Origin of the sequence: Streptomyces sp. NPDC045470, from assembly GCF_040646595.1 — a bacterium.
Taxonomy (GTDB): Bacteria; Actinomycetota; Actinomycetes; order Streptomycetales; family Streptomycetaceae; genus Streptomyces.
The window spans coordinates 194,837-220,312 of the sequence record NZ_JBEZAN010000002.1 but is presented as its reverse complement, the minus strand read 5'-3'; the positions used below and the strand labels follow the sequence as shown (position 1 = coordinate 220,312).

The window sequence follows — 25,476 nt, the reverse complement described above, 5'->3', positions numbered from 1 at the left end:
TTCGGCATGGCGTGTGTGGCGGGGCCGGGTCACGCGGCCACGAGGTCGATGACGTTGATCACGACGTGCGTATTGGACACCACGTACTGGATGAAGCCGCCTTCGAAGGTGGCCGACCAACTGTTGTCCCGATGGCTCTTGGCAGGCGCGCCGAACGGGTTCAGGCTGAGCCTTTTCTCCAGCTCCTCCAGGGAGGCCCGCTGCGCGGCGCCCAGGGCCGCCTTGCACCGTGCGGCGCGGTCCGCGTACCTGATGACGTAGGCGGTCATGGACACCTGCCGACGTCGATCGGATTGTTCTCGGCGTCGTACGCGTTGCCCTCGGCGTCCCGGAAGACCATGCCTTCCGTGTCCCCCTCCGCCAGGCGCTTGGCCATCTGCTCCACCTGATCCAGGTAGCCGGGCGTCGCGCACGCACAGGCGAAGGGGAACCACTTGTCGACCACCCGGTCCAGCTCCGCCCGGTCGAACTCCGCCGCCGCGCTGAGCCAGTCCTGCTCGAAGTACTGGAGCCAGTCCGGGCGCCGCTGCAACGCCGTACGGATCGCGTCCGGAGTCCGCTCGCAGGCGTCCCGATCCACTTCGATCTCTCTGTCCATGGCCGGCGACCTCCGGTACGAGTAGGCAGGGCGGGACCCACGGTAGGCGGCGGTGGGGCACGCATCCAGGAGATCCGGGCTTCCGTGCCCCGACGGACGGATGGTGTCCGGCGATGGTCGGATCGGTCCGTTCGGCCGGGCCCTCATGCCCCCGGCCAGACGACGCTCCCGAGACTGCCCGGCCGCATCGACACGAACCGGGCCGCCCGCTCCGGCGCCGCCACCGACATCCGGAAGCCGGAGCCCACGGCAGCGACATCCGCCCGCCCGTCCTCGTAGGCAAGCCCCCAGGCGGCGACACGGGCGTCCCGGAACCCGCCGACGGCGTACTCCTCGACGACGGCGAAGAGGCGGGGCGCGGTGGCGTCCACCAGCTCCTGAACCTCCCGCCCGAAGCCGTCGGGTGGCTCGGGGAGGGGCGAGGGTGGGGATACGGTGGCCATGTGAAGTCTCCTGTCATCGCGAGGAGTTGATGACGCGACGTTAGCCGCTTCGTGATAGCTCTATCCCGAAGAAGCTGATAGTTCTTGGGAATTCACTGGTGTGGGGTACGTCTTGCACACGCGTGCACCGAGAGGGGGACCCTTGGCGACAGCCATGCCGCCGACATTGCGGCAGCGCCGCCTGGGCGCCGAACTGCGCAAACTGCGGGAACAGGCCGGGCTGACCTCGACGGAGGCAGCGGCCAGGGTGGGCATCCAGCAGGCCCGCATGAGCATGATCGAGGCCGGGCGGTACGGGGTGAGTGCGGACCGGGTACGGGCCATGGCTCACACCTACGCCTGCGACGACGCTGGGCTGACCGAAGCGCTGGGCGACATGACGGGGCGCCGCAGTCGCGGCTGGTGGGACGAGTACCGCGAACTCCTTCCCGTGGCGCTTGTCGAGGTCGCTGAGCTCGAACACGAAGCCACGGCTCTGCGGGTCGCTGTACTCGTGACCATGCCGGGCCTCTTGCAGACCGCCGAGCACGTCCGTGCTTCATACGACCAGAGCGTGCCCGCGCTTCGCCCGTTCGAGGTCGAGCATCGCACTGCGTTCCGCATCAGGCGGCAAGGTGTCCTGCATGGGGAAGCGCCGGTGCCCTACACGGCGATCGTCCACGAAGCCGCTCTGCGGATGGGGATCGGTGGTGTGGACGTCGTGCGCGCACAACTTCGGTACCTGATCGACGTCGGCGAGCACGAGCACGTGACAATTCAGGTCATCCCGTTCGGGCGGGCGGATTTCCCCGCGGCAGGGCAACCGATCACCTACGCGTATGGCCCCGTACCGCAGTTGGACACCGCCCTGCTGGATTACGACCACGGCTGCGAGTTTCTCTTCGCGGAGGCCCAGTTGGCCCGCTACCGGGCGGTGCTGGACCGTATGCAGCGGTGCGCACTCGATCCCGCCCAGAGTCGCGACCTCATTCACAAGATCGCGAAGAGCATGTGAGGCCCTGACGATGCACGTGCACCACTGGCAGAAGTCCTCGTACAGCAACGAGGGCGCAAACTGCATATACATCGCCGCTATGCCTGACGGCTCCGTGCGTCTACGGGAGAGCGATGACCCGCAGGTGATCCTCTCGGCCAACCACGACAGCCTGGCCGCACTCCTGGCCGCGATCAAAGGGCACGGCGCACCCGCCCGTACGTAACCGCTGAGCGCGCGGCGGCCCGGCGGGCCGAACCCCGGCCGCCGGTCCCCACGTCACCTTCGGCGCGCGAGCGCGCCTCAGCAGGACCCGGCAGCATGCCGTGGCCTTGACGTGCGCAGGGCAAAAATCGCGTCCTCGTGCGGCCTGCCCGGGTACCGTCGGTTTCATGACCATCGAGGCCGTCCTCTGGGACGTGGACGACACCCTCTTCGACTACACCGGGTCCGACCGCGCGGGAGCGCTTCGGCACATCGAGGCCGAGGGGCTGCTCGGGCGGTACGCGGACGCCGAGTGTGCGCTCGGGCGGTGGCGGGAGTGCATGGAGGTCGCCTTCGCGCGCTTTCTTGCCGGGGAGGTGGGGTTCCTGGAGCACCGTAGGGAGCGGGCTCGGGCCTTTCTCGGGGCGGTGCTGAGCGATGACGAGGCGGACGCCTGGTTCGGGCGGTATGTCGCGCTGTACGAGGCGGCCTGGACGCTCTTCCCGGACGCCGTCCAGGCGCTCACGGACCTGGCGCCGCTGGCCCGGCAGGGCGTGTTGTCGAACTCCTCCGTCGCCAATCAGGACCGCAAGCTGCGGACGCTGGGAATTCGTGATCACTTCGAGGTGGTGCTCTGCGCCGACGAGGTGGGACACGCGAAGCCGGCGGCCGAGGCGTTCCGGGCGGCCTGTGATGCGCTGGGGCTGGCGCCTGAGCGGGTCGTCTACGTCGGGGACAAGCTGGACGTGGACGCCATCGGGGCGCGCGATGCCGGGCTGGGCGCGGTGTGGGTGGACCGGGCCGGCGCGGAGGGGGAGGTACCGGAGGCGGACGTGCCGGACGGGGTGACGCGGATCGGCGGGCTCGGTGAGCTGCCCGGGCTGGTGCGCGGCCTTATCGGTTTTGGAGCGTCGTCCACCTTCGGGTAATGTTCTTTCTGCGCCGCCCGGGCGGGCCGAAAGGCCGGACCGGGAAGCGCAAGCCGAACTGAACCCCCGGCGGGGGTTGCGTTCCGGTGGGCTATGGTGTAATTGGCAGCACGACTGATTCTGGTTCAGTTAGTCTAGGTTCGAGTCCTGGTAGCCCAGCAAGAGACCTTCTGAAGGTGTCTTGATCATGCAGTACCAGGCCCCCGTTGTGTAGCGGCCTAGCACGCCGCCCTCTCAAGGCGGTAGCGCCGGTTCGAATCCGGTCGGGGGTACAGATCCTTTCTCACCGTCACCTTCGGGTCGCTCCCGGATGCGACGACGCAAGGATCGCTAGGGCCCCCGTTGTGTAGCGGCCTAGCACGCCGCCCTCTCAAGGCGGTAGCGCCGGTTCGAATCCGGTCGGGGGTACTGGTCTATACCACCATGGGCTATGGTGTAATTGGCAGCACGAGTGATTCTGGTTCATTTAGTCTAGGTTCGAGTCCTGGTAGCCCAGCGCGAAATCGCAGGTCAGACTGCGGTTCTGCAGAGCAAGCCCCCGTTGTGTAGCGGCCTAGCACGCCGCCCTCTCAAGGCGGTAGCGCCGGTTCGAATCCGGTCGGGGGTACGCGACGAAGAGGCCCTTCCCTGATCGGGGAGGGGCCTCTTCGCGTGGTGGGCCCCACTCTCCGCGGGGCCCGGCGTCACGAGGAGTCGGCCCTGAAGCGGCGGTGTGATTCCTCCGCCTCCGCCAGCCGCCGCAGACTGAGCAGTACCGGTTCGAGCAGTACGGTCAGCGCCACCGCGGCCTCCACCTGCTCGGCGGGCGTCTCGTACTCCTCCACCAAGTCCAGGTCGGCGGCGGCCAGTTCACCCGCGATCCGGGCGTACGGGAGTACGTTCTCGACGGTGTGCGGATAGCTGAGCCGGGCGAGCGCGGCCAGCGCGTTCACCAGCATTCCGTACGCGGGGGAGACCGGTCCCAGCTCCAGCCCGTACTGCCAGCCCAGGCGGCGCAGCAGCTCGTCCGCCGTCCCGCGTGCGGCGGTGATCTCCGGAGTCTCCTCGGTGGGGGCGGGGTCGTGCGGCAGGGCCCACACGGCCGCGCCGAGGCGCATGTGGTGGTCCAGCGACTCGTCCTCGACCGCGGCCAGTACCTCGCGCGCGGCGGCCACCGGCATCTTCCCGACCTGGACCAGCGCGCGGACCAGGCGCAGCCGGCGCAGATGGGTGTCGCCGTACTCGGCCTTGGTGGTGGTGATCCGCTCGCCCGGCGGCAGCAGCCGCTCCCGCAAGTAGTACTTGATCGTGGCGGTGGGCACCCCACTGCGCTCGCTCAGTTCCGCCAGTCGCATACCCTTGCGCCTTTCCTTGGAGAGTGTCACTATCCAAGCATGGATAGTGACGCTATCCAAAGAAGAGATGACAGGGGGTCGTCATGGGGGACAAGGTCGTACCGGGGAGTGCGGTGGCGGACACCGACGAGGAGGTGGTCGTCTTCCTGGTCGGGATGCGCATCAACCGGCTCCGGTCGGTGCGCAGTTGGCTGCCGACGCTGCTCGCCATGCCGCGGATGCTCAAGGAGTTGGCGCGCGAACGGGGCGCGGGGATGCTGGGCTTCCGGATGCTGAACGGCGGGCCGCGCGTCTTCACCGTCATCCAGTACTGGGAGTCGCGGGAGAAGCTGTACGCCTACGCCTCGGACCGGGACATGCAGCACCGCCCCGCGTGGACGGCGTTCAACCGTCGTGCGCGGAGCGGCGAGGGGGGAGTGGGGATCTGGCACGAGACGTACGTCGTGCCGGCGGGCGCGTACAGCACGTTCTACCGCTCGATGCCGCCGACCGGGCTCGGTGCCGCGCGTGGCGTCGTCGCGCCCGGCCGGCGCGGGGCGCGGAGTGCGCCCGTGAGCGTGGCGTAATACGGAGTACGGGCCGACCGGTTGGGGCGGACGTCGGCGGGCGCCCCGACCGGTCGGTGTCCCGGCAGGTCGGCAGGTCGGCGGGGCAGCCGGTCAGCCCGTGCGGCGCAGCGCCTCGCTGAGCCGGGCCGCCGCGTCGATGACCGCCTGGGCGTGCATCCGGCCCGGGTGGCGGGTCAGCCGCTCGATCGGTCCGGAGACCGAGACGGCGGCGACCACGCGGTTCGACGGGCCGCGTACGGGAGCGGAGACCGAGGCCACGCCGGGCTCCCGCTCGCCGATCGACTGCGCCCAGCCCCGGCGCCGTACGCCGGACAGCGCGGTGGCCGTGAAACGGGCGCCCTGGAGGCCGCGGTGCAGGCGCTCCGGCTCCTCCCAGGCCATCAGGATCTGGGCCGCCGAACCGGCCTTCATGGGGAGCGTGGAGCCGACCGGGACGGTGTCCCGCAGTCCGGACAGCCGTTCCGCCGCGGCCACGCAGATCCGCATGTCGCCCTGGCGCCGGTAGAGCTGCGCGCTCTCGCCCGTCACGTCACGCAGATGCGTGAGCACCGGTCCGGCCGTGGCCAGCAGGCGGTCCTCGCCGGCCGCCGCGGCCAGTTCCGACAGCCGCGGGCCGAGGATGAACCGGCCCTGCATGTCCCTCGCCACCATCCGGTGGTGTTCCAGTGCCACGGCCAGCCGGTGTGCCGTGGGTCGTGCGAGCCCGGTCGCCGTGACCAGCCCGGCGAGGGTGGCCGGACCGGACTCCAGAGCGCTCAGTACCAGAGCTGCCTTGTCGAGAACGCCGACGCCGCTAGAGTTGTCCATGAAACGATACTCGCGTCTCACAGTGTGAAACGCAAGTTCAATTTTCCTGGGAAGCCGCCAATCTGTAGTCGCGGCCCTCGACCAGGGCCCGGCACGGCGTCCGGATCCGGGGGACGGGCGCCGCGTACACAGTCGAGTTGGGCCGGCAATGCGGCCGGCCGGAGGGAAAGCGATGGCACGGACACTCGCGGAGAAGGTCTGGGACGACCATGTCGTCCGGCGCGCCGAAGGCGAACCCGACCTCCTCTTCATCGACCTGCACCTGCTCCACGAGGTGACCAGCCCGCAGGCGTTCGACGGCCTGCGCAAGGCCGGCCGGCCGGTGCGGCGCACCGACCTCACCATCGCCACCGAGGACCACAACACCCCCACCCTCGACATCGACAAGCCCATCGCCGACCCCGTCTCCCGCACCCAACTGGAGACGCTGCGCAAGAACTGCGCGGAGTTCGGCGTCCGGCTGCACCCGCTGGGCGACGTCGAGCAGGGAGTCGTCCACGTAGTGGGACCGCAGTTGGGACTGACCCAGCCGGGCACCACCGTGGTCTGCGGCGACAGCCACACCTCCACCCACGGCGCGTTCGGCGCGCTGGCCTTCGGCATCGGCACCAGCCAGGTCGAGCACGTGCTGGCCACCCAGACGCTGCCGATGGCGCCCTTCAAGACCATGGCCGTCACCGTCGAGGGCGAGCTGCCGGACGGCGTCACCGCCAAGGACCTGATCCTCGCCGTCATCGCCCGGATCGGCACCGGCGGCGGCCAGGGCTACGTCATCGAGTACCGCGGCGAGGCCATCGAGAAGCTCTCGATGGAGGCCCGGATGACCATCTGCAACATGTCCATCGAGGCGGGCGCCCGGGCCGGCATGATCGCCCCCGACGAGACCACCTTCGCCTACCTCCAGGGCCGCGACCACGCGCCCCGGGGGGCGGACTGGGACGACGCCGTCGCGTACTGGAAGACCCTGCGCACCGACGACGACGCGGTCTTCGACCACGAGGTCGTCGTGGACGCCTCCGAGCTGGCCCCGTTCGTCACCTGGGGCACCAACCCGGGCCAGGGCGCACCCCTTTCGGCGGCCGTCCCCGACCCCGCTTCGTACGAGGACGCATCGGAGCGCTTCGCCGCCGAAAAGGCCCTGGAATACATGGGGTTGACGGCCGGTCAGCCGCTGCGCGACATCCGTGTGGACACCGTCTTCGTAGGTTCGTGCACCAACGGACGCATCGAGGATCTGCGCTCCGCCGCCGAGATCGTACGGGGCCGCCGGGTCGCCGACGGCGTACGGATGCTCGTCGTACCGGGCTCGGTGCGGGTCTCCCTCCAGGCGGTCTCGGAAGGCCTCGACAAGGTCTTCACCCAGGCCGGTGCCGAGTGGCGGCACGCCGGCTGCTCGATGTGCCTCGGGATGAACCCGGACCAGCTTGCGCCCGGCGAGCGTTCCGCCTCGACCTCCAACCGCAACTTCGAGGGGCGGCAGGGCAAGGGCGGCCGCACCCACCTGGTCTCGCCCCAGGTCGCCGCCGCAACGGCGGTTCTCGGCCATCTGGCATCGCCGGCCGACCTGTCCGACGCCGACGCCGACGTACGCACGCCCGCGGGAGTCTGAACCACCATGGAAGCTTTCACCACGCACACCGGCCGGGCCGTACCGCTGCGCCGCAGCAACGTCGACACCGACCAGATCATCCCGGCCCACTGGCTCAAGAAGGTCACCCGCGACGGTTTCGAGGACGGGCTCTTCGAGGCCTGGCGCAAGGACCCGGGGTTCGTGCTGAACCAGGAGGCGTACCGGGGGGCGACCGTCCTGGTGGCCGGGCCCGACTTCGGCACCGGCTCCTCGCGTGAGCACGCGGTGTGGGCCCTGCAGAACTACGGCTTCAAAGCCGTCATCTCCTCGCGTTTCGCCGACATCTTCCGGGGCAACTCGCTGAAGAACGGACTGCTGACCGTGGTGCTCCCGCAGGAGACCGTCGAGGCGCTGCAGAAGCTCGCCGAGGCGGACCCCGCGGCCGAGGTCACCGTCGACCTCGTCGGCCGGCAGGTCCGGGCACCGGGCATCACCGCTGGGTTCGAGCTGGACGAGAACGCGCGTTGGCGGCTGCTGGAGGGACTGGACGACATCAGCCTCACTCTTCGGGAGGAGGAGGCCATCGCCGGGTACGAGGCGAACAGGCCGTCGTTCAAACCGCGTACGGTAGTAGTCTGACCTCGGGTTTTTTGGCTCAAAGCCTTATTGCGTACGATGCGCCCCTTGCTAGTTGGCAGGGGGCGCATCGGCGTGTGAAGGCTGCCGTTGAGGCCCCGTGAAGCGACAACTCGCCGCAGATGGCACAATTAGCGCATGGAACGCGACGACCAACTCGAGCTCTACGGTCTCGTCGCCGACCGACTCAAGGACGCACACACACGAGTGCGGACACTGCAAGTCCCGGAGGGCGTACGCATGGCGCTGACCCGGAAGCTGCTCGTCATCACGGCGGCGGCGAAACACGATCTGGCGGACGCGGCAAGGCGTCTGGAGTGGTTCATGAACGACCTCGACGAGGGTCGTTTTCCCGTGGACGTGCACGCCGATGGAACTCCGTGAAGGTCGAGTTCGTTGCGGCACAAGGGTGATTAGCCCGTTTCGTGTTTGATTTGCGGTATATATCTGCCTAACGTGCGAAAAGGCTTGAACACTTTCGTTCCAGCAATGTCTCCGAAGGGGAAGACGTGAACAAGGCGCAGCTCGTAGAAGCCATTGCCGACAAGCTCGGCGGCCGTCAGAACGCCGCGGACGCGGTGGACGCGGTACTGGACGCAATCGTCCGTGCAGTTGTCTCCGGCGACCGCGTATCGGTCACCGGATTCGGTTCGTTCGAGAAGGTGGACCGGCCGGCCCGCTACGCCCGCAACCCGCAGACGGGTGAGCGGGTGCGGGTCAAGAAGACCTCGGTGCCGCGTTTCCGCGCGGGTCAGGGCTTCAAGGACCTGGTCAGCGGCTCGAAGAAGCTCCCGAAGAACGACGTGGCCGTCAAGAAGGCCCCCAAGGGCAGCCTTTCGGGCGGTTCCACCCGTACGACGGCCAAGGCCGCCGCCAAGAAGGCCACGGCCAAGAAGTCGTCGGCCGCGAAGAAGACCACGGCCACCGCCAAGAAGGCCACGCCGGCGAAGAAGACCACCGCCACGGCGAAGAAGGCCACGGCCACCGCCAAGAAGGCCACCCCGGCGGCGAAGAAGGCCACCACCACGGCCACGGCGAAGAAGTCGGCGGCCAAGAAGACCACGGCCACCGCCAAGAAGGCCACCCCGGCCAAGAAGGCCACCGCCACCGCCAAGAAGGCGACGGCCAAGAAGACCGCGCCCGCGACCAAGGCGACGGCCAAGAAGGCCCCGGCCAAGAAGACCACGGCCCGCAAGACCACCGCCAAGAAGACCACCGCCCGCAAGCGGTAATCCAGCAGCGGCGACGCCACGCGTCGGGCCGGACCCCCCTCGGGGGGCCCGGCCCGCGGTGCGTCCCGGACCGCCCGCCCGGTGTGCGGCGCGGCCCCCGACGCGGTGCGCGGCGCGGCCCGGAGCCCTGTGCCGTCTAGGCTGGTCACCATGCAGGCCACCGCGTACACCTACGACGCCCAGACCCGTTCCGGCAGCGTGCTGCTCGACGACGGCACCCCGCTGCCCTTCGACGCCGCGGCCTTCGACGCGGGCGGCCTGCGGCTGCTGCGGCCCGGCCAGCGGGTCCGTGTCGACGTCGAGGGCGAGGCCGGCGACGGCAAGGAGACGGACGGTCGCCGCATCGTGCTCGTCACTCTTCAGACGTTCTGACGGCTTTCCGGCACTTGCCAGGGCTTCCGGCGGTCTTCCGGCACTAGTCAGGGGTTCCAGCGGCTTTCCGGCGCCCTTCCCGGCGGTGTGACGGTTCTCTGCCGCCCTCCGGGCACCCCGCCGCATTGCGTCATACTCCGGGCGCCCGGACGCCTTCCGCCGCCGGGTAAGCCCGCATCCGCGGCACACAGCGGGCGGTGTGCCGCCCCACACCCAGTGCCAGCGCGGCCCGCAGATCCTCCCCGGTGTCCACGTCCCGGCGTACGGATTCGGTCCCCGGCAGCACGATCTCCCGCGCTCCCGATTCGCGGTGACGCGCCCGGGACGGCCCCCCGAAAGCGGGTGCCAATTCCACTCCCGGAGCCGCGCACAGCAGTGTCGTCCCGATTTCCGCCGCATCCGCGAGAAATGCCCGGGGAAATGCCGCGGCGGCCGACAGCACCCGCCCCAGTTCCGCGGGACGCAACGCCGGGAGATCCGCGTTCAGTGCCGCCACGGCCGCGGCGGCGCGCCGCCGCCGCACCAGACCCGCGCCGTACGCCAGCGCGGCGTTCAGGCCGCGGCCCGGCACGTCGGCGACGACCCGCGCTCCGAGGGCCGCCAACCGCTCCCCGGCCACCGGATCGTCCGTGACAACCGCCACATCCAGGACGTCTTCGCAGGCCAGCGCAGCCGTCACGGTGTCCAGCGCGAACGCCAGTGCCAACTGGGGCCGGAGCTGTTCCCCCGCCGCCCGGGACAGCCTGCTCTTCGCCCGTACCAGGGGTTTCAGCGGTACGACCAGGCTCCAGCCCACGTCCGCTCCGTCTCTTCGCATCGCCCTCATTCTCACCCGCCGCCACCGCCTTCCGTGAGCGGCGGGGTTACGGTGTTCTCGACATAGCGGGTACCTGGGGCGACACTTGTGCGGCTGCCGGGTCGCAGCAGCTCAGCAGATCCCACAAGGAGGGTGTCCCAGTGTCCCGCCGCAGAATCGGCTTCTGGTACCGCTTGGCCGCGGTCATCTGCAAACCGCCGCTCCTGGTTCTGTTCAAGCGGGACTGGCAGGGAATGGAGCACATTCCCGCCGACGGCGGATTCATCACCGCGGTCAACCACAACTCGTATCTGGACCCGCTGTCGTATGCGCACTACCAGTACAACACCGGCCGGGTCCCGCGATTCCTCGCCAAGTCCGGACTCTTCAAGGGCGGCTTCGTCGGCCTGATGATGCGCGGAACCGGCCAGATCCCCGTCTACCGGGAATCCGCCGACGCCGCGGTGGCCTTCCGCGCCGCGGTGGCCGCCATCAACAAGGGCGAATGCGTCGCTTTCTACCCCGAGGGCACCCTCACCCGCGACCCCGACATGTGGCCCATGCAGGGCAAGACCGGGGCCGCCCGGGTGGCGTTGCTCACCAAGGCGCCGGTCATCCCGGTGGCGCAGTGGGGCGCCAACGAGGTCATGCCGCCGTACGCCAAGGAGAAGAAGCTGCGGCTCTTCCCGCGCAAGACCCTGCGGGTCAAGGCGGGGCCGGCGGTCGACCTGAGCGAGTTCTACGGCAAGGAGCCCACCGCCGAGGTGCTGCGCGAGGTGACCGACAAGGTCATGGCCGCCGTCACCGCGATCCTCGCCGAGGTGCGGGACGAACCGGCGCCGGCCGAACCGTACGACCACCGCAAGGACGCCGTCCGGCGCAGCCGGGCCCGTCGCGAACAGCAGGCCGCCGAGCGGGCGCGGAAGCTGGACGAGCAGGGCGTGAAACTGGACGACCAGGCACCGAAGACACAGGAGGATGAAGGCAAGTGACGCGCTGCGCCGTCTACGGCACGGGGTCCTGGGGCACCGCATTCGCGATGGTGCTCGGCGACGCGGGCTGCGAGGTGACGATGTGGGGCCGCAGAGCGGGCCTGGTCGACGCCATCAACACCGGCCGTACCAACCCCGACTACCTGCCGGACGCGGAGCTGCCGGACACCGTACGGGCCACCACCGACCCCGCGGAGGCCGCGCACGGCGCCGATTTCACCGTCCTGGCCATCCCCTCGCAGACGCTGCGCGAGAACCTCGCCGCCTGGGCGCCGCTGCTGCCCGCCGACACCGTCCTGGTCTCCCTGATGAAGGGCGTCGAACTGGGCACCGCCAAGCGGATGAGTGAGGTCGTCGAGGAGGTCGCCAAGGCTCCCGCCGAGCGGGTCGCGGTGCTGACCGGCCCCAACCTCGCCAAGGAGATCGCCGCCCGGCAGCCCGCCGCCGCGGTCGTCGCCTGTGCGGACGAAGCCGTGGCCCGGCGCCTCCAGGCCGCCTGCCACACCCCCTACTTCCGCCCGTACACCAACACCGACGTGGTCGGCGCCGAGCTGGGCGGCGCGGTCAAGAACGTCATCGCGCTGGCGGTCGGCATGGCCGGCGGCATGGGTCTGGGCGACAACGCCAAGGCGTCCCTGATCACCCGCGGCCTCGCCGAAACGACCCGGCTGGGCCTGGCGATGGGCGCCGACGCGCACACCTTCGCCGGCCTCGCCGGCATGGGCGACCTGGTCGCCACCTGCTCCTCGCCGCTGTCCCGCAACAACACCTTCGGCGCCAACCTGGGCCGCGGCATGACGCTGGAGGAGACCATCGCGGTCACCAAGCAGACCGCGGAGGGCGTCAAGTCCTGCGAGTCGGTACTGGATCTCGCCCGCCGGCACGGCGTCGACATGCCGATCACCGAGACGGTCGTGGACATCGTCCACGAGGGCAAGCCGCCGCTGGTGGCCCTCAAGGAACTGATGGCGCGCAGCGCCAAGCCCGAGCGGCACTGAGCGCGCTCGCGCCACGCCCGGGAGGCGTACGGGCCGGTGCCCCGGGACCGGCTCCGGCCCCCGGCCCCGCCCGGCCGCGGGGCCCGCGGCGACTCCCGGGGCCGGGGTGGTGACACAGGCTCCGACTCCTCCTGGGGCAGCAGGTACGCTCAACGCGATATGAGCAGCGAGACCCCTTCCCAGAAGCCCCGCGTCGCCGTCGTGTTCGGCGGGCGCAGCTCCGAGCACGCCATCTCCGTGGTCACCGCGGGCGCCGTGCTGGCCGCCATCGACCGCGAGAAGTACGACGTGCTGCCCATCGGCATCACGACCGACGGACGGTGGGTGCTGACCGCCGACGCCCCGGAGCGGATGGCCATCACGGACCGGAAGCTGCCGAACGTGGCGGAGCTGAGCGGATCCGCCGAGGGCACCGTCGTCCTGCCGGTGGACCCGACCAGCCGCGAGGTCGTCTACAGCGAGCCCGGCACGACGCCCAAGGTGCTCGGCGAGGTCGACGTCGTCTTCCCGGTGCTGCACGGCCCGTACGGTGAGGACGGCACCCTCCAGGGCCTCCTGGAGCTGTCCGGCGTGCCCTACGTGGGCTCCGGTGTGCTCGCCTCGGCCGTCGGCCAGGACAAGGACTACATGAAGCGGGTGTTCACCTCCTTCGGGCTGCCGGTCGGCCCGTACGAGGTCGTCCGCCCCCGCGAGTGGGAGCAGGCCCCGGCGGCGGCCCGCAAGAAGATCGTGGACTTCGCCGGGGAACACGGCTGGCCGCTGTTCGTGAAGCCCGCCCGCGCCGGTTCCTCCATGGGCATCACCAAGGTGGACGCCCTCTCCGGCCTGGACGCGGCCGTCGCGGAGGCCCGCCGCCACGACCCCAAGATCATCGTGGAGTCGCTGCTGACCGGCCGGGAGATCGAGTGCGGCGTCCTGGAGTTCGAGGACGGCCCGCGCGCCAGCGTCCCGGCCGAGATCCCGCCGGTCTCGGACCACTCCTTCTACGACTTCGAGGCCAAGTACATCGACTCGGCCAGCGGCATCGTGCCCGCGCCGCTCGCCGAGGAGCAGACCGCGCGCGTCCGGGAGCTGGCTGTGGCGGCCTTCGAGGCGGCCTCCTGCGAGGGACTGGTGCGCGCCGACTTCTTCCTCCAGGAGAACGGCGAGTTCGTGATCAACGAGATCAACACGCTGCCCGGTTTCACGCCCATCTCGATGTACCCGCGGATGTGGCAGGAGAGCGGCGTCAGCTACCCGGAGCTGGTCGACCGGCTGATCCAGGCGGCGCTGCGGCGCTCCACCGGGCTGCGCTGAGGCGGCCGGCCGGCGGCCTCAGACCCCGGCCGGCACCGTCGTGCGTACGGCGTCCGCGAGGTCGGTGAGCACATCGACCTCGGGGGCGTACTTCCCCGGCACGCTCACCTCGACGTACGTCTTGCGCAGTACGGTCGTGAAGCGGTATCCGTCGTCCTGCTGCTCGAAGAGCCAGTCGACACCGTCGACTTCCGCCGCGTCCGCACCGGGGTTGTAATGTTCACTCCCAGGCGTCAGCACGGCGGGCTTGCGTACCCCGCAGCGCAGCCGGACGGCGGGATCGCCCCAGACGGCGGTGAAGTCCGAGACCGGATCGGCGGTGCCCCGCTCCAGCCCGTCCACGGTCCGCGGCAACTTCTTCTGGAGCGCCCGGCACTGCCGCGCGGAGTCGCCCTCGGGCGCGGGGGCGGCGACGGGGACCGAGGACGAGCAGCCCACCGCGGCGAACGCCACGGTGAGCAGGGCCGGAATCAGCAGCCGGCGCGACGAGGAGATCACCCGGCCGAGCATACGGGGGAGCTAGAGATGGACCACCGGGCAGGTCAGGGTGCGGGTGATGCCGTCCACCTGCTGAACCTTGGCGACCACCATGCGGCCGAGTTCGTCGACCGTGTCGGCCTGGGCCCGCACGATCACGTCGTACGGACCGGTGACGTCCTCGGCCTGGATCACGCCGGGGATCTTGGCGATTACTTCCGCCACGGCCGACGCCTTGCCCACCTCGGTCTGGATCAGGATGTACGCCTGTACCACGGGACCTCCAGGGCGGCTTCGAGGATCATGTGGGAAGAAGGGACGCCACGGTACCGCGTCGGCGCGCGCGCCGGGGAGACCCGGGCGGGGAACGCGACGCGCGGCGCGGGGACCGGCCGCCCCGGGGGAGCGGGGGCCGGACACGCGGTGACGGAGTACGGATCGGCAGCGCAGTACGGATCGTCCGTACGCATCGGAAGGGCAGCAGCATGAAGGGCACCGTGGGCGAGCTGGGAGAGTTCGGGCTGATCAGGGAGCTGACCTCCCGGCTCACCGCCACCCCGGCCGTACGGATCGGTCCGGGCGACGACGCCGCGGTGGTCACCGCGCCCGACCGCAGGGTCGTGGCCAGCACCGACGTACTTCTCGAAGGGCGGCACTTCCGCCGCGACTGGTCCACCGCCTACGACGTGGGCCGCAAGGCCGCCGCGCAGAACCTGGCCGACATCGCCGCCATGGGAGCGGTGCCCACCGCCATCCTGCTCGGCCTGGTCGTACCCGCCGAACTGCCCGCGACCTGGGCGACCGAGCTGATGGACGGGCTGCGCGACGAGTGCCAGGTGGCGGGCGCCGCCGTGGTCGGCGGCGACGTCGTACGCGGCGACACCATCACCGTCGCCATCACCGCACTGGGTGACCTCCGCAACCAGGAACCGGTCACCCGATCCGGTGCCCAGCCGGGCGACGTCGTCGCCGTCACCGGCTGGCTGGGCTGGTCGGCGGCCGGCTACGCGGTCCTCACCCGCGGCTTCCGCTCCCCGCGCGCCTTCGTGGAGGCGCACCGCCGCCCCGAACCCCCGTACCACGCGGGCCCGGCGGCGGCCGGTCTCGGCGCCACCGCCATGACGGACGTCAGCGACGGCCTGGTCGCCGACCTCGGCCACATCGCCGAGGCCAGCAAGGTCCGTATCGACCTGCGCTCGGGCCAGATCGACATCCCCTCGCAGATGTCCGACATCGGTACGGCGGTCGGCGTGGACCCGATGCAGTGGGTGCTCAACGGAGGCGAGGACCACGCCATCGTGGCGACGTTCCCGCCGGACGTGAAGCTGCCCGCCCGCTGGAAGGTGATCGGCGAGGTGCTGAACCCGTCGGCGCTGCCGCAGGTGACGGTGGACGGCGCACCGTGGTCCAGCGCGGGCTGGGACCACTTCGGCGAGGACGAGGACGGCGAGCAGCCGGGCGCCTGAGGGACCGCGGGCCGAACACGCGCCCGAGAAGGAACCGCGGGACCGGTCCGCGCCTGAGGGACCGCGGCCAGGCCCCGCACGGCGCCCCGGTAGATTCGCCGGTATGCGCACACCTCCACGCGTCCTGACCGTCGCCGGGTCCGACTCCGGCGGCGGCGCGGGCATCCAGGCCGACCTGAAGACGATGCTGGCGCTCGGCACGCACGGCATGAGCGTGCTGACCGCCGTCACCGCGCAGAACTCACTCGGCGTGCAGGGCGCGTGGGAACTGCCCGCCGAAGCCGTCCGGGCCCAGTTCCGCAGCGTCGTCGACGACATCGGCGTCCAGGCCGTCAAGACCGGGATGCTGTCCTCACCCGAACTGGTCGAGACCGTCGCCGCCCTGCTCGCCGGGGTGTCCGTGCCGGTCGTCGTCGACCCGGTCGGCCTCTCCAAGCACGGCGACGCCCTGCTGGCCGCCTCCGCGCTGGACGCCGTCCGCACCAAGCTGCTGCCGACGGCCACCCTCGCCACCCCCAACCTCGACGAAGTGGCGCAGCTCACAGGCGTACGGGTGCGGGAAGAGGCCGATCTGCCGCGCGCCGCCGCCGCGGTCCTCGGCTTCGGGTCGCGCTGGGCGCTGATCAAGGGGGGCCATCTGGAGGGCGACGCCGTCGACCTGCTCACCGACGGCACCGAGGAGCACTGGCTGCGCGCCCCGCGGCACGACAACCGGCACACCCACGGCACCGGCTGCACCCTCGCCAGCGCCGTCGCCGCCCGGCTCGCCCTGGGGGACACGGTCCCGGAGGCCGTGACGGCGGCCAAGGAGTACGTCACCGGCGCCATCGCGGGCGGCTTCCGCCTGGGCGCGGGGATCGGGCCGGTGGATCATGGCTGGCGGATGCGGGGCTAGGAGGTGCCCGGTGCCCGGCATCAGGGCGTAGGGCTCCGGGTGTACGGGCTCCGGGCGTACGGGCTCCCGGTACGGCAAAAAGCCGGCCCACCGAGGTGGACCGGCTTTCAGGCAACCGGCGGGGCTGCGCTTCGACTAGGACGTCAGCGCGAGACCTTGCCGGCCTTGATGCACGAGGTGCAGACGTTGAGCCGCTTCGGCGTGCGCCCGATGACCGCGCGCACCGTCTGGATGTTGGGGTTCCAACGACGGTTGGTACGGCGGTGCGAGTGGGAAACGCTCTTGCCGAAGCCCGGCCCCTTGCCGCAGACGTCGCAGTTGGCAGCCACGGGTCACTCCAAAGACTTCAGATGCACTTACGGTGAATCCCGGCGAGCGGAGTGCATTGAACCGACCCGATTCGCCAGGAGAGGAATGGCCCGATTCGCATCGGGCAACCGGAGCAGCATACAACGACCGCTCCCGTAGAACGAAACTACCATGAGCGCCCCGGCCCCCGCCCCGGCCGCCGGGCCCCCGCGCCACTACTGTGCGGTGGATCGCATGACCGAGCCGAGCCCGCCGAGGGCCGCTGGCCGAGGAGGACGAACGGTGCCGCACCCGCTCGACGCCGATGCGGTACGTACCTGGTGCGCCCTCGCGCTCCAGGCCCTGGGCCGCGAGCGCGAGCGGATCGACGCGATCAACGTCTACCCCGTGGCCGACGGCGACACCGGCACCAACCTGTACCTGACCGTGGAGTCCGCGGCCCGCGCGGTCGAGGCCGCCTTCGACGGCCACGGCGCCTCGGGCACCGCCCCGGACCTGGCCGACGCCGTCGGCGCCATGGCCCACGGCGCCCTGATCGGCGCCCGCGGCAACTCCGGCACGATCCTCGCGCAGCTACTGCGCGGGATGGCGGAGATTCTGGGGGCCGGGGGTGAGGTCGGTTCTGGGCCCGGCGGCCCGGCGGCGGCGCTCAAGCGGGCCCTGCGGCGGGCGGCCGAGTCGACGTACGAGGCGGTGGCGCACCCCGTCGAGGGCACGGTCCTGACGGTCGCCACCGTGGCCGCGCAGGCGGCGGAGCGGGCCGACGGGACCCCGGCGGCGGTCGCCAGGGCCGCGTACGAAGGAGCACGTACCGCCCTGGACGCGACGCCGGGCCAGCTCGCGGTCCTGGGCCGGGCGGGCGTCGTGGACGCGGGCGGCTGCGGCCTGGTCGCCCTGCTGGGCGCGCTGGCCGGGGCGCTCTCCGGAGAAGTGCCGACCGCGGCGATCACCGTACGGCCGGACGCTCCCGTGCCGGTGGCGGGCGGCTGCCCGGCGGCGGGCGGGGACGGACCGGCCTCCGCGGAGCAGCGCCCGGAGGGCACGGCCCACGGCGACGACGCCGACCCGGACGGTCCCGCCTTCGAAGTGATCTACCTCCTGGAGGCCGACGACTCCGCCGTGGTCCGGCTGCGCGCACGGCTGGACGGCCTGGGCGACTCCCTGGTGGTCGTCGGCGGCGACGGGCTGTGGAACGTGCACGTCCACGTGGACGACGCGGGCGCCGCCGTCGAGGCGGGCATCGAGGCGGGCCGCCCGCACCGCATCCGCATCACCCACTTCGGGGCACCGGACGGCGGCGGCCGGGGCGCCCGCCGCCGCGCGCCCGAGCCCGCGGCGCGCGCCGTGGTGGCCGTGGTGCCGGGTGACGGGCTCGCCGGTCTGTGCGCCGAGGTCGGCGCGACCGCGGTGACCGTACGCCCCGGGGAGCCGCCCGCCAGCGGCGAGCTGGTGCAGGCCATCCGGCAGGCGAACGCCCGCGAGGTGATGCTGCTGCCCAACGATCCCGAGCTGCGGCACACGGCCGCCGCCGCGGCCGAGCAGGCCCGTACCGAAGGCGTACGGGTCGCCCTGATCCCCACCCGCGCCGCCGTCCAGGGCATCGCCGCGCTGGCCGTGCACGAGCCCGCCCGCAGCTTCGACGAGGACATGGTGGCCATGACCTCGGCCGCGGGCGCCACCCGCTACGCCGAGCTGGCCGTCGCCGAACGGCAGTCCTGGACGATGGCCGGCGTCTGCCAGGCCGGCGACGTCCTCGGGCTGATCGACGGGGACGTGGTGGTGATCGGCTCCGACCTGGCCGCGACCGCGGTGACCGTACTGGACCGGATGCTCTCCGCGGGCGGGGAAATGGTGACGCTCGTCCTGGGCGCGGATTTCCCCGATTCCCTCGCGGAGCGCCTGGAAAGGCACGTACGGGAACGCCACCTGGCCGTGGACACCGTCGTCTACGAAGGCGGACAGCGCGGTGCCCCCCTTCTCATCGGCGTCGAATAACGCCCCGGAAGGCGGTGCGGGAATCCGGGCCGTCCCGGCGGAATTCCGGGGCCTGCCGCCGGATGTCAGTGGCGTGGTGTGCAATGGTCTGCGTGTCCGCGCTCGACGAACCCCTGAAGAAGATTCTCGGTGGCACCACCGCCAAGGTGATGGCCGAGCATCTCGGCCTGCACACGGTCGGCGACCTGCTGCACCACTATCCGCGCAGATACGCGGAGCGCGGTGAGCTGACCCGGCTCTCCGACCTGCCGCTGGACGAACACGTCACGGTCGTCGCGCGGGTCGCGGACGCCCGCGTGCTGAAGTTCAACAACGGCCGCGGCCAGCGCCTGGAAGTGACCCTCACCGACGGCAGCGGCCGCCTCCAGCTCGTCTTCTTCGGCAAGGGCATCCACAAACCGCACAAGGACCTGCTGCCCGGCCGCCGCGCGATGTTCGCGGGCAAGGTCTCGGTCTTCAACCGCAAGCTGCAACTGGCCCACCCCGAATACGCGCTGCTGGAAGGCGAGGGGGGCGCGACCGGCGAGGAGGCCGTGGACGCCTTCGCCGGCCGCCTCATGCCGATCTACCCGGCCTGCCAGCAGATGGCCTCCTGGAAGATCACCAAGGCCGTCGACGCGGTGCTGCCCAGCGCCCGCGAGGCACTCGACCCGCTGCCGGAGGCGCTGCGCGCGGGCCGGGCCCTGCTGCCGCTCCCGGACGCCCTGGAGAAGGTCCACCGCCCGCGCACGAAGGCGGACATCGAGGACGCCCGCTCCCGGCTCAAGTGGGACGAGGCGTTCGTCCTCCAGGTGGCCCTCGCCCGCCGCCGCATGGCGGAGACCCAACTCCCCGCAACCCCACGCCCGTTGACCCCGGGCGGCCTGCTCGACGCCTTCGACGCGAAACTCCCCTTCACCCTCACCGAAGGCCAGCAGAAGGTCAGCCGCGAGATCTTCGACGACCTGGCGACGGACCACCCGATGCACCGGCTCCTGCAAGGGGAAGTCGGCAGCGGGAAGACGATGGTCGCCCTGCGCGCCATGCTCGCCGTCGTGGACACCGGCGGGCAGGCGGCGATGCTCGCGCCCACCGAAGTGCTCGCCCAGCAGCACCACCGGTCCATCACCGAGATGATGGGGGAGCTGGCCGAGGGAGGGATGCTGGGCGGCGCCGAGCACGGCACGAAGGTGGTGCTGCTGACCGGGTCGATGGGCGCCGCCGCCCGCCGGCAGGCCCTGCTGGACCTGGTCACGGGCGAGGCCGGGATCGTCATCGGCACCCACGCGCTGATCGAGGACAAGGTGCAGTTCCACGACCTCGGCCTGGTCGTCGTCGACGAGCAGCACCGCTTCGGTGTGGAGCAGCGGGACGCGCTGCGCGGCAAGGGCAAGCAGCCGCCGCACCTCCTCGTCATGACGGCCACCCCCATTCCCCGTACGGTCGCGATGACCGTCTTCGGCGACCTGGAGACCTCCGTACTGGACCAACTCCCCGCCGGGCGCTCGCCGATCGCCAGCCATGTCGTGCCCGCCAAGGACAAGCCGCACTTCCTGGCGCGGGCCTGGGAGCGGGTGCGCGAGGAGGTCGGGTCCGGCCACCAGGCGTACGTGGTCTGCCCCCGCATCGGTGACGAGGAGGAGGCGCCGAAGGGCAAGGGCGCCAAGAAGAAGTCCGCGGAGGAGGCAGGGGACGGCGGGGGCGAGGACAAGCGGCCCCCGCTGGCCGTCCTGGACGTCGCCGACCAGCTCACGAAGGGGCCGCTCGCCGGGCTGCGCGTCGAGGTGCTGCACGGCCGGATGCACCCGGACGACAAGGACGCGGTGATGCGCCGGTTCGCGGCCGGCGAGGTGGACGCGCTGGTGGCGACCACCGTCATCGAGGTCGGGGTGAACGTGCCCAACGCCACCGCCATGGTGATCATGGACGCGGACCGGTTCGGCGTCTCCCAGCTGCACCAGCTGCGCGGCCGGGTCGGCCGCGGGTCGGCCCCGGGGCTGTGCCTGCTGGTCAGCGAGATGCCCGAGGCCAGCCCCGCGCGGGCCCGGCTCGCCGCCGTGGCCGGCACCCTGGACGGCTTCGAGCTGTCCCGTATCGACCTGGAGCAGCGCCGCGAGGGCGACGTCCTCGGCCAGGCCCAGTCCGGCGCCCGTACGTCCCTGCGGATGCTCGCCGTCATCGAGGACGAGCAGGTCATCGAGGCCGCCCGGGAGGAAGCCACCTCGGTGGTCGCCGCCGACCCCGAACTGTCCGGCTATCCGGAGCTGCGCATCGCCCTCCAGGCCCTGCTGGACGCCGAGCGCGAGCAGTACCTCGACAAGGGGTGAACGGGCGGCGGGGCCGGCTGGCGCGGCCTCGTCCCGTCCGACGCCATATCGTGGGGAGTGGTCCGCGCAGGCGGGCCGCCCCACCCGCAGCGCGAAGGACCGAGACCCATGACCCGCGTGATCGCCGGCACGGCCGGCGGCCGGCGCCTGGCCGTGCCCCCCGGCAACGGCACCCGCCCGACCTCCGACCGGGCGCGCGAGGGCCTGTTCTCCACCTGGGAGTCGCTGGACGGCACGCTGTCCGGCGCCCGGGTGCTCGACCTGTACGGCGGCTCCGGCGCCGTGGGCCTGGAGGCACTGTCCCGCGGCGCCGCGCACGTCCTGCTGGTCGAGGCCGACGCCCGCGCCGTCCGCACCATCAGGGACAACGTCCGCACCCTCGGTCTGCCGGGCGCCGAGGTGCGGGCCGGCAAGGCCGAGCAGGTGATCGCCGGGCCGGCCCCGGACGAGCCGTACGACGTGCTCTTCCTCGACCCGCCGTACGCCGTCACCAACAGCGATCTTGAGGAGATCCTGCTCACACTCCATCAACGGGGCTGGTGCGCCGAGGAGGCACTCGTCACCGTGGAGCGGAGCACCAGAGGCGGTCCGTTCCCCTGGCCGGCCGGATTCGAGGCCGTCCGGTCCCGGCGCTACGGCGAGGGGACGCTTTGGTACGGTCGCGCCGCTTCGACGTGCGACAACGCGTCATGACCGGACCGGAGAGCGAGGAACCTCAGTTGCGCCGCGCAGTCTGTCCGGGGTCGTTCGACCCCATCACCAACGGGCATCTGGACATCATTGCCCGGGCCTCTAGGCTCTACGACGTCGTGCACGTCACCGTGATGATCAACCAGGCCAAGAAGGGCCTGTTCACGGTCGACGAGCGGATCGACCTGATCCGCCGGGCCACCGCCGAGTACGGGAACGTCCAGGTCGAGTCCTTCCACGGCCTGCTCGTCGACTTCTGCAAGCAGCGCGACATCCCCGCCATCGTCAAGGGGCTGCGGGCGGTCAGCGACTTCGACTACGAGCTGCAGATGGCCCAGATGAACAACGGGCTCTCCGGCATCGAGACCCTCTTCATCCCCACCAGCCCCACCTACAGCTTCCTCTCGTCCAGCCTGGTCAAGGAGGTCGCGGCCTGGGGCGGCGACGTCTCCCACCTCGTGCCGCCCTTCGTCCTGGAGGAGCTGACCAAGCGGCTCGGTACCGAGTGACGGCCCGGGGCACGTCCTGACCTCCCGTCAGCAGGTGTCGGCGTGGGGCGCTGTGGACGTACAGTCGTCCCCGTTCCGTCGTACCGACCCGGAGAGTGGCGAGTCCAAGGTGGACGTGCAGAAAAAGCTCGACGAGATCGTCCGGACCGTCGGCAGCGCCCGGTCCATGCCCATGTCGGCCTCGTGCGTGGTCAACCGCGCCGAGCTGCTCGCCATGCTGGAGGAGGTGCGGGCCGCGCTGCCCGGGTCGCTCGCGCAGGCCCAGGAGGTGCTGGGCGACCGTGCGCAGATGGTCGAGGAGGCCCGTGCCGAGGCGGAGCGGATCATCGAGTCCGCCAACGCCCACCGCGGCTCGCTGATCTCCGACACCGAGGTCGCCCGGCAGTCCCGGGCCGAGGCCGACCGCATCCTGGCCGAGGCCCGCCGGGAGGCCGAGGAGGTCCGCGCCGAGGCGGACGACTACGTGGACAGCAAGCTGGCCAACTTCGAGGTCGTCCTCACCAAGACCATCGGCTCGGTCGACCGGGGCCGCGAGAAGCTGCTGGGCCGCGCGCCGGGCGAGGACGGCCACCCGGACGAGGACGGCGTCCAGGCGCCCGAGCGCAGCGCCGACCCGCAGACGCTCAAGGAGCGGGCCGACCGGTACGTGGACGCCAAGTTCGGCGCCTTCGAAGCCGTCCTGACCAAGACCCTGGAGGCCGTCGGCCGCGGCCGGCTCAAGCTCCAGGGCGCCCGCCCGACGGACGAGCTGGGCAGCCTCGCCGCACCGTCCGACGGACACCACCCGGGCCACACCGGCGACGCCGAGTACCTGGCCGGGCTCGCCGAGCTGGCCGACCCCGTACCGCCGCAGCCCACCGTGCCGCCCCAGGCCCAGCCCGGGGGCCGGCAGGAGTACTACGCCGACTACACCGCCCCGGGTTACCAGCAGCAGGACGCCTACGGCTACCAGCAGGCCTCGTACGCACAGCAGGACCCGTACGGCTACGGCTGGCAGGATCCGCAGGCCCAGCAGCACCAGCACCAGCAGCCCTACGACCCGAACGCGGCCTACCTCCAGCAGCCCCAGCCGCCCGGGCAGGACCCGGCGGGCGGGGCGGCGCAGCCCGCCGCCCTCGACGAGACCAGTCTCTTCGACACGAGCATGATCGATCTGGACCGGCTGCGGCAGTACGAGGAGGGGCGCCAGTAGCGGATTGGGCCTATCGGGACCGTTCCAGTATCCTGGCTCTTCGGTCGCGTGTACGTCCGCGATCTCTGCTGCCCGGTTGCCTGCCGGTGACGGGGTGGCTCGTACGTCAGCGTAGAAAGCAGGAAGCCATCAACGCCCGCCTCGACCACCGTTCCCCGCTCGTGTTCGACACGCGCGATCTGGGACGTCGTCCCGGCGCGCTGCAGCGGCTCTCCCGCACCGTCGAGGCCCCCCGGGACCTCGGCAACGAGGTCATCGGAGTGCCCGTGGGCGCGCCGGTGGAACTCGACTTCCGCCTGGAGTCCGTCATGGACGGGGTGCTTGTCACAGGCACCGGCCGTGCATCGGTCCAGGGGGAGTGCGTAAGGTGTCTGGAGCCGCTGGAGCGCGAGCTCGTAGCGGACTTCCAGGAGATGTTCTCCTACCCCGACGCCGACGCCAGGAACCGCACCGCGGAGCCCGGCGACGACGCCGAGGAAGAGGAGGACACTCTCTTCCTCGAGGACGACCTGTTCGACCTCGAACCCGTGCTGCGTGACGCGGTGGTGCTCGCACTGCCGATGCAGCCGGTGTGCCAGGACGACTGCCCGGGCCTGTGCTCCCAGTGCGGAGAGCGGCTCGCGGACGACCCGGACCACCACCACGACGCCGTCGACATCCGTTGGGCGGCACTGCAGGGACTCGCCACCGACCCGGCCGGCGAGAAGGACGAAAACATGAGCGGCGACGGGCCTGAATCAGCGCGCGCCGCCGAGAAGCAGGAGAAGTAGCCGTGGCTGTTCCGAAGCGGAAGATGTCGCGCAGCAACACGCGCCACCGCCGGTCGCAGTGGAAGGCTGCGGTCCCCACCCTGGTGGCGTGCGAGCGCTGCCACGAGCCGAAGCAGCAGCACATCGCGTGCCCGAGCTGCGGCACCTACAACAAGCGACAGGTCCTCGAGGTCTGATCGGCTGGTGACAGGCTCTATGTCAGACGCCCAGACGTCTCCCCGCAAGCGCGGGGCTGAAACGGCACCGGCGGACACGGCCTCGTCCCACACGCTTCTGGAAGGGCGGCTCGGGTATCACCTTGAGTCCGCCCTTCTGGTGCGTGCGCTGACGCACCGCTCGTACGCGTACGAGAACGGCGGTCTGCCCACCAACGAGCGGCTGGAGTTCCTCGGGGACTCGGTGCTCGGCCTGGTGGTCACGGACACGCTGTACCGCACCCACCCCGACCTGCCCGAAGGCCAGCTGGCCAAGCTGCGGGCCGCGGTGGTCAACTCGCGCGCACTCGCCGAGGTGGGCCGTGGCCTCGACCTCGGCGCCTTCATCCGCCTCGGCCGGGGCGAAGAAGGCACCGGAGGCCGGAACAAGGCCTCCATCCTGGCCGACACCCTCGAAGCGGTGATCGGCGCGGTCTATCTCGACCAGGGCCTCGACGCGGCCGGCGAGCTGGTGCACCGGCTCTTCGACCCGCTCATCGAGAAGTCCGCCGGCCTGGGGGCCGGCCTGGACTGGAAGACCAGCCTCCAGGAACTGACCGCGACCGAAGGTCTCGGTGTCCCGGAGTACGTGGTCAGCGAGACCGGTCCGGACCACGAGAAGACCTTCACTGCTGCTGCCCGCGTCGGTGGTGTCTCGTACGGCACCGGCACCGGCCGCAGCAAGAAGGAAGCCGAGCAGCAGGCGGCCGAGTCCGCCTGGCGGGCGATCCGCGCGGCGTCGGACGAAGCGGCCGAGAAGGCCGCGGACGCGCCGCCGGCGGGGGAGCCCGTGGTTCCGCCGTCCGGGGAGCCCGTGGTTCCCCCGGCAGGGGAGCCGCCCGTCTCCGGCTGAGCCGCAGAGCTCGTCACTCCCGGTCGTCCGCCCCGTACAGGGGAGGGCGGCCGGGCAGTGCTTTGCGGGGC

General features: G+C 71.3%; 31 protein-coding genes and 5 tRNA genes. 27 read left to right on the top strand and 9 right to left on the bottom strand.

The annotated features are described in order from the left end of the window. Positions 1-29: 29 nt before the first annotated feature. The 3 genes from AB0A97_RS07385 to AB0A97_RS07375 form a co-directional block, all read right to left on the bottom strand. Positions 30-269, bottom strand: a complete 240-nt coding sequence (locus tag AB0A97_RS07385; protein ID WP_030018349.1) for a hypothetical protein — start codon at positions 267-269, stop codon at positions 30-32. Further along, a complete protein-coding gene (locus tag AB0A97_RS07380; RefSeq protein WP_030018350.1) occupies positions 266-598 on the bottom strand; it encodes a DUF6247 family protein in 333 nt (110 codons plus the stop codon). Before AB0A97_RS07380 ends, AB0A97_RS07385 begins: the two co-directional genes overlap by 4 nt. A gap of 143 nt (positions 599-741) precedes the next feature. Beyond that, positions 742-1,041, bottom strand: coding sequence for a hypothetical protein (locus AB0A97_RS07375; RefSeq protein WP_361145817.1), 300 nt, complete (start codon positions 1,039-1,041; stop codon positions 742-744). Between the two features lie 154 nt (positions 1,042-1,195). Between AB0A97_RS07375 and AB0A97_RS07370 the strand changes: the two genes are divergently transcribed. From AB0A97_RS07370 to AB0A97_RS07335, 8 genes are all read left to right on the top strand, one after another. Then, positions 1,196-2,035 carry a helix-turn-helix transcriptional regulator gene (locus AB0A97_RS07370; RefSeq protein WP_361147321.1) on the top strand — a complete coding sequence of 280 codons (840 nt, stop codon included), beginning with the start codon at positions 1,196-1,198 and terminating at the stop codon, positions 2,033-2,035. 79 nt (positions 2,036-2,114) lie between these two features. Then, a complete protein-coding gene (locus AB0A97_RS07365) occupies positions 2,115-2,240 on the top strand; it encodes a hypothetical protein (protein WP_361145814.1) in 126 nt (41 codons plus the stop codon). A gap of 166 nt (positions 2,241-2,406) precedes the next feature. Continuing rightward, the gene (locus tag AB0A97_RS07360) at positions 2,407-3,147 is read left to right on the top strand and encodes an HAD family hydrolase (protein WP_361145811.1); all 741 of its coding nucleotides are present in this window, start codon (positions 2,407-2,409) and stop codon (positions 3,145-3,147) included. Positions 3,148-3,234: 87 nt separating this feature from the next. Then, positions 3,235-3,306: transfer RNA gene (locus AB0A97_RS07355), tRNA-Gln, on the top strand. 40 nt (positions 3,307-3,346) lie between these two features. Continuing rightward, a tRNA-Glu gene (locus AB0A97_RS07350) sits at positions 3,347-3,419 on the top strand. Positions 3,420-3,482: 63 nt separating this feature from the next. Next, positions 3,483-3,555, top strand: a tRNA-Glu gene (locus AB0A97_RS07345). Positions 3,556-3,571: 16 nt separating this feature from the next. Continuing rightward, positions 3,572-3,643 (top strand) — tRNA-Gln (locus tag AB0A97_RS07340). 38 nt (positions 3,644-3,681) lie between these two features. Then, a tRNA-Glu gene (locus AB0A97_RS07335) sits at positions 3,682-3,754 on the top strand. Positions 3,755-3,830: 76 nt separating this feature from the next. Here AB0A97_RS07335 and AB0A97_RS07330 read toward each other — a convergent pair. Further along, positions 3,831-4,481 (bottom strand): MerR family transcriptional regulator, encoded by a 651-nt coding sequence (locus tag AB0A97_RS07330; protein WP_361145808.1) that lies wholly within the window; start codon positions 4,479-4,481, stop codon positions 3,831-3,833. A gap of 83 nt (positions 4,482-4,564) precedes the next feature. Between AB0A97_RS07330 and AB0A97_RS07325 the strand changes: the two genes are divergently transcribed. Further along, positions 4,565-5,047, top strand: a complete 483-nt coding sequence (locus AB0A97_RS07325) for a DUF4188 domain-containing protein (RefSeq protein ID WP_361145806.1) — start codon at positions 4,565-4,567, stop codon at positions 5,045-5,047. Positions 5,048-5,140: 93 nt separating this feature from the next. On the opposite strand, the gene ndgR is transcribed toward AB0A97_RS07325, so the two are convergent. Beyond that, complete coding sequence (gene ndgR, locus AB0A97_RS07320; protein WP_003984709.1) at positions 5,141-5,857, bottom strand: IclR family transcriptional regulator NdgR; 717 nt, start codon at positions 5,855-5,857, stop codon at positions 5,141-5,143. Positions 5,858-6,029: 172 nt separating this feature from the next. Here ndgR and leuC point away from each other — a divergent pair, with 172 nt between their 5' ends. The 5 genes from leuC to AB0A97_RS07295 all read left to right on the top strand — a co-directional run bounded on the left by leuC (position 6,030) and on the right by AB0A97_RS07295 (position 9,667). Then, positions 6,030-7,466: a 3-isopropylmalate dehydratase large subunit gene (gene leuC / locus AB0A97_RS07315; RefSeq protein ID WP_361145802.1), complete on the top strand. Its 1,437-nt coding sequence runs from the start codon at positions 6,030-6,032 to the stop codon at positions 7,464-7,466. 6 nt (positions 7,467-7,472) lie between these two features. After that, entirely contained in the window at positions 7,473-8,066 is a 594-nt protein-coding gene (gene leuD / locus AB0A97_RS07310) for a 3-isopropylmalate dehydratase small subunit (protein WP_361145800.1), read from the top strand. A 135-nt stretch (positions 8,067-8,201) separates the two neighbouring features. Then, a complete protein-coding gene (locus tag AB0A97_RS07305) occupies positions 8,202-8,447 on the top strand; it encodes a hypothetical protein (RefSeq protein ID WP_030018364.1) in 246 nt (81 codons plus the stop codon). Between the two features lie 125 nt (positions 8,448-8,572). After that, positions 8,573-9,295 (top strand): HU family DNA-binding protein, encoded by a 723-nt coding sequence (locus AB0A97_RS07300; RefSeq protein WP_361145797.1) that lies wholly within the window; start codon positions 8,573-8,575, stop codon positions 9,293-9,295. A 150-nt stretch (positions 9,296-9,445) separates the two neighbouring features. Further along, the gene (locus AB0A97_RS07295) at positions 9,446-9,667 is read left to right on the top strand and encodes a hypothetical protein (protein ID WP_361145794.1); all 222 of its coding nucleotides are present in this window, start codon (positions 9,446-9,448) and stop codon (positions 9,665-9,667) included. Positions 9,668-9,797: 130 nt separating this feature from the next. Here the strand turns inward: AB0A97_RS07295 and cofC are convergent, their stop codons facing one another. Beyond that, positions 9,798-10,484, bottom strand: coding sequence for a 2-phospho-L-lactate guanylyltransferase (gene cofC / locus AB0A97_RS07290; RefSeq protein WP_361145792.1), 687 nt, complete (start codon positions 10,482-10,484; stop codon positions 9,798-9,800). Positions 10,485-10,624: 140 nt separating this feature from the next. Here cofC and AB0A97_RS07285 point away from each other — a divergent pair, with 140 nt between their 5' ends. From AB0A97_RS07285 to AB0A97_RS07275, 3 genes are all read left to right on the top strand, one after another. Next, complete coding sequence (locus AB0A97_RS07285; RefSeq protein WP_030018368.1) at positions 10,625-11,455, top strand: lysophospholipid acyltransferase family protein; 831 nt, start codon at positions 10,625-10,627, stop codon at positions 11,453-11,455. Beyond that, positions 11,452-12,453 (top strand): NAD(P)H-dependent glycerol-3-phosphate dehydrogenase, encoded by a 1,002-nt coding sequence (locus tag AB0A97_RS07280; RefSeq protein ID WP_361145789.1) that lies wholly within the window; start codon positions 11,452-11,454, stop codon positions 12,451-12,453. Before AB0A97_RS07285 ends, AB0A97_RS07280 begins: the two co-directional genes overlap by 4 nt. Before the next feature lie 159 nt (positions 12,454-12,612). Further along, positions 12,613-13,749, top strand: coding sequence for a D-alanine--D-alanine ligase family protein (locus AB0A97_RS07275; protein ID WP_361145786.1), 1,137 nt, complete (start codon positions 12,613-12,615; stop codon positions 13,747-13,749). 18 nt (positions 13,750-13,767) lie between these two features. On the opposite strand, the gene AB0A97_RS07270 is transcribed toward AB0A97_RS07275, so the two are convergent. Both AB0A97_RS07270 and AB0A97_RS07265 read right to left on the bottom strand, forming a co-directional pair. Further along, on the bottom strand, positions 13,768-14,259 hold the full coding sequence (locus AB0A97_RS07270; RefSeq protein ID WP_361145783.1) for a DUF3515 domain-containing protein: 492 nt from the start codon (positions 14,257-14,259) through the stop codon (positions 13,768-13,770). A 9-nt stretch (positions 14,260-14,268) separates the two neighbouring features. Continuing rightward, the gene (locus tag AB0A97_RS07265; protein ID WP_030018372.1) at positions 14,269-14,502 is read right to left on the bottom strand and encodes an Lrp/AsnC ligand binding domain-containing protein; all 234 of its coding nucleotides are present in this window, start codon (positions 14,500-14,502) and stop codon (positions 14,269-14,271) included. A gap of 209 nt (positions 14,503-14,711) precedes the next feature. On the opposite strand from AB0A97_RS07265, the gene AB0A97_RS07260 reads away from it, so the two are divergent. Together AB0A97_RS07260 and thiD are read left to right on the top strand one after the other, a co-directional pair. Beyond that, positions 14,712-15,692 carry a thiamine-phosphate kinase gene (locus AB0A97_RS07260; protein ID WP_361145780.1) on the top strand — a complete coding sequence of 327 codons (981 nt, stop codon included), beginning with the start codon at positions 14,712-14,714 and terminating at the stop codon, positions 15,690-15,692. Between the two features lie 103 nt (positions 15,693-15,795). After that, on the top strand, positions 15,796-16,587 hold the full coding sequence (thiD, locus tag AB0A97_RS07255) for a bifunctional hydroxymethylpyrimidine kinase/phosphomethylpyrimidine kinase (RefSeq protein WP_361145777.1): 792 nt from the start codon (positions 15,796-15,798) through the stop codon (positions 16,585-16,587). Positions 16,588-16,730: 143 nt separating this feature from the next. Here the strand turns inward: thiD and rpmB are convergent, their stop codons facing one another. Next, the gene (gene rpmB, locus AB0A97_RS07250; RefSeq protein WP_003984695.1) at positions 16,731-16,916 is read right to left on the bottom strand and encodes a 50S ribosomal protein L28; all 186 of its coding nucleotides are present in this window, start codon (positions 16,914-16,916) and stop codon (positions 16,731-16,733) included. Between the two features lie 262 nt (positions 16,917-17,178). On the opposite strand from rpmB, the gene AB0A97_RS07245 reads away from it, so the two are divergent. The 8 genes from AB0A97_RS07245 (at position 17,179) to rnc (ending at position 25,405) form a co-directional block, all read left to right on the top strand. Further along, complete coding sequence (locus AB0A97_RS07245; protein WP_361145773.1) at positions 17,179-18,891, top strand: DAK2 domain-containing protein; 1,713 nt, start codon at positions 17,179-17,181, stop codon at positions 18,889-18,891. A gap of 83 nt (positions 18,892-18,974) precedes the next feature. Further along, positions 18,975-21,197, top strand: a complete 2,223-nt coding sequence (recG, locus tag AB0A97_RS07240; protein ID WP_361145771.1) for an ATP-dependent DNA helicase RecG — start codon at positions 18,975-18,977, stop codon at positions 21,195-21,197. Positions 21,198-21,305: 108 nt separating this feature from the next. Then, positions 21,306-21,890, top strand: coding sequence for a 16S rRNA (guanine(966)-N(2))-methyltransferase RsmD (gene rsmD / locus AB0A97_RS07235; protein WP_361145768.1), 585 nt, complete (start codon positions 21,306-21,308; stop codon positions 21,888-21,890). Then, positions 21,887-22,396 (top strand): pantetheine-phosphate adenylyltransferase, encoded by a 510-nt coding sequence (gene coaD, locus AB0A97_RS07230; RefSeq protein WP_361145766.1) that lies wholly within the window; start codon positions 21,887-21,889, stop codon positions 22,394-22,396. The genes rsmD and coaD overlap by 4 nt, the downstream gene beginning before the upstream one ends. Before the next feature lie 109 nt (positions 22,397-22,505). Beyond that, positions 22,506-23,588 (top strand): cell division initiation protein, encoded by a 1,083-nt coding sequence (locus tag AB0A97_RS07225; RefSeq protein WP_361147318.1) that lies wholly within the window; start codon positions 22,506-22,508, stop codon positions 23,586-23,588. Positions 23,589-23,674: 86 nt separating this feature from the next. After that, on the top strand, positions 23,675-24,358 hold the full coding sequence (locus AB0A97_RS07220; protein ID WP_361145763.1) for a YceD family protein: 684 nt from the start codon (positions 23,675-23,677) through the stop codon (positions 24,356-24,358). A gap of 2 nt (positions 24,359-24,360) precedes the next feature. Beyond that, a complete protein-coding gene (gene rpmF / locus AB0A97_RS07215; protein WP_003951102.1) occupies positions 24,361-24,534 on the top strand; it encodes a 50S ribosomal protein L32 in 174 nt (57 codons plus the stop codon). A 19-nt stretch (positions 24,535-24,553) separates the two neighbouring features. Next, positions 24,554-25,405: a ribonuclease III gene (gene rnc / locus AB0A97_RS07210; RefSeq protein ID WP_361145760.1), complete on the top strand. Its 852-nt coding sequence runs from the start codon at positions 24,554-24,556 to the stop codon at positions 25,403-25,405. The last annotated feature ends 71 nt before the right edge of the window (positions 25,406-25,476 follow it).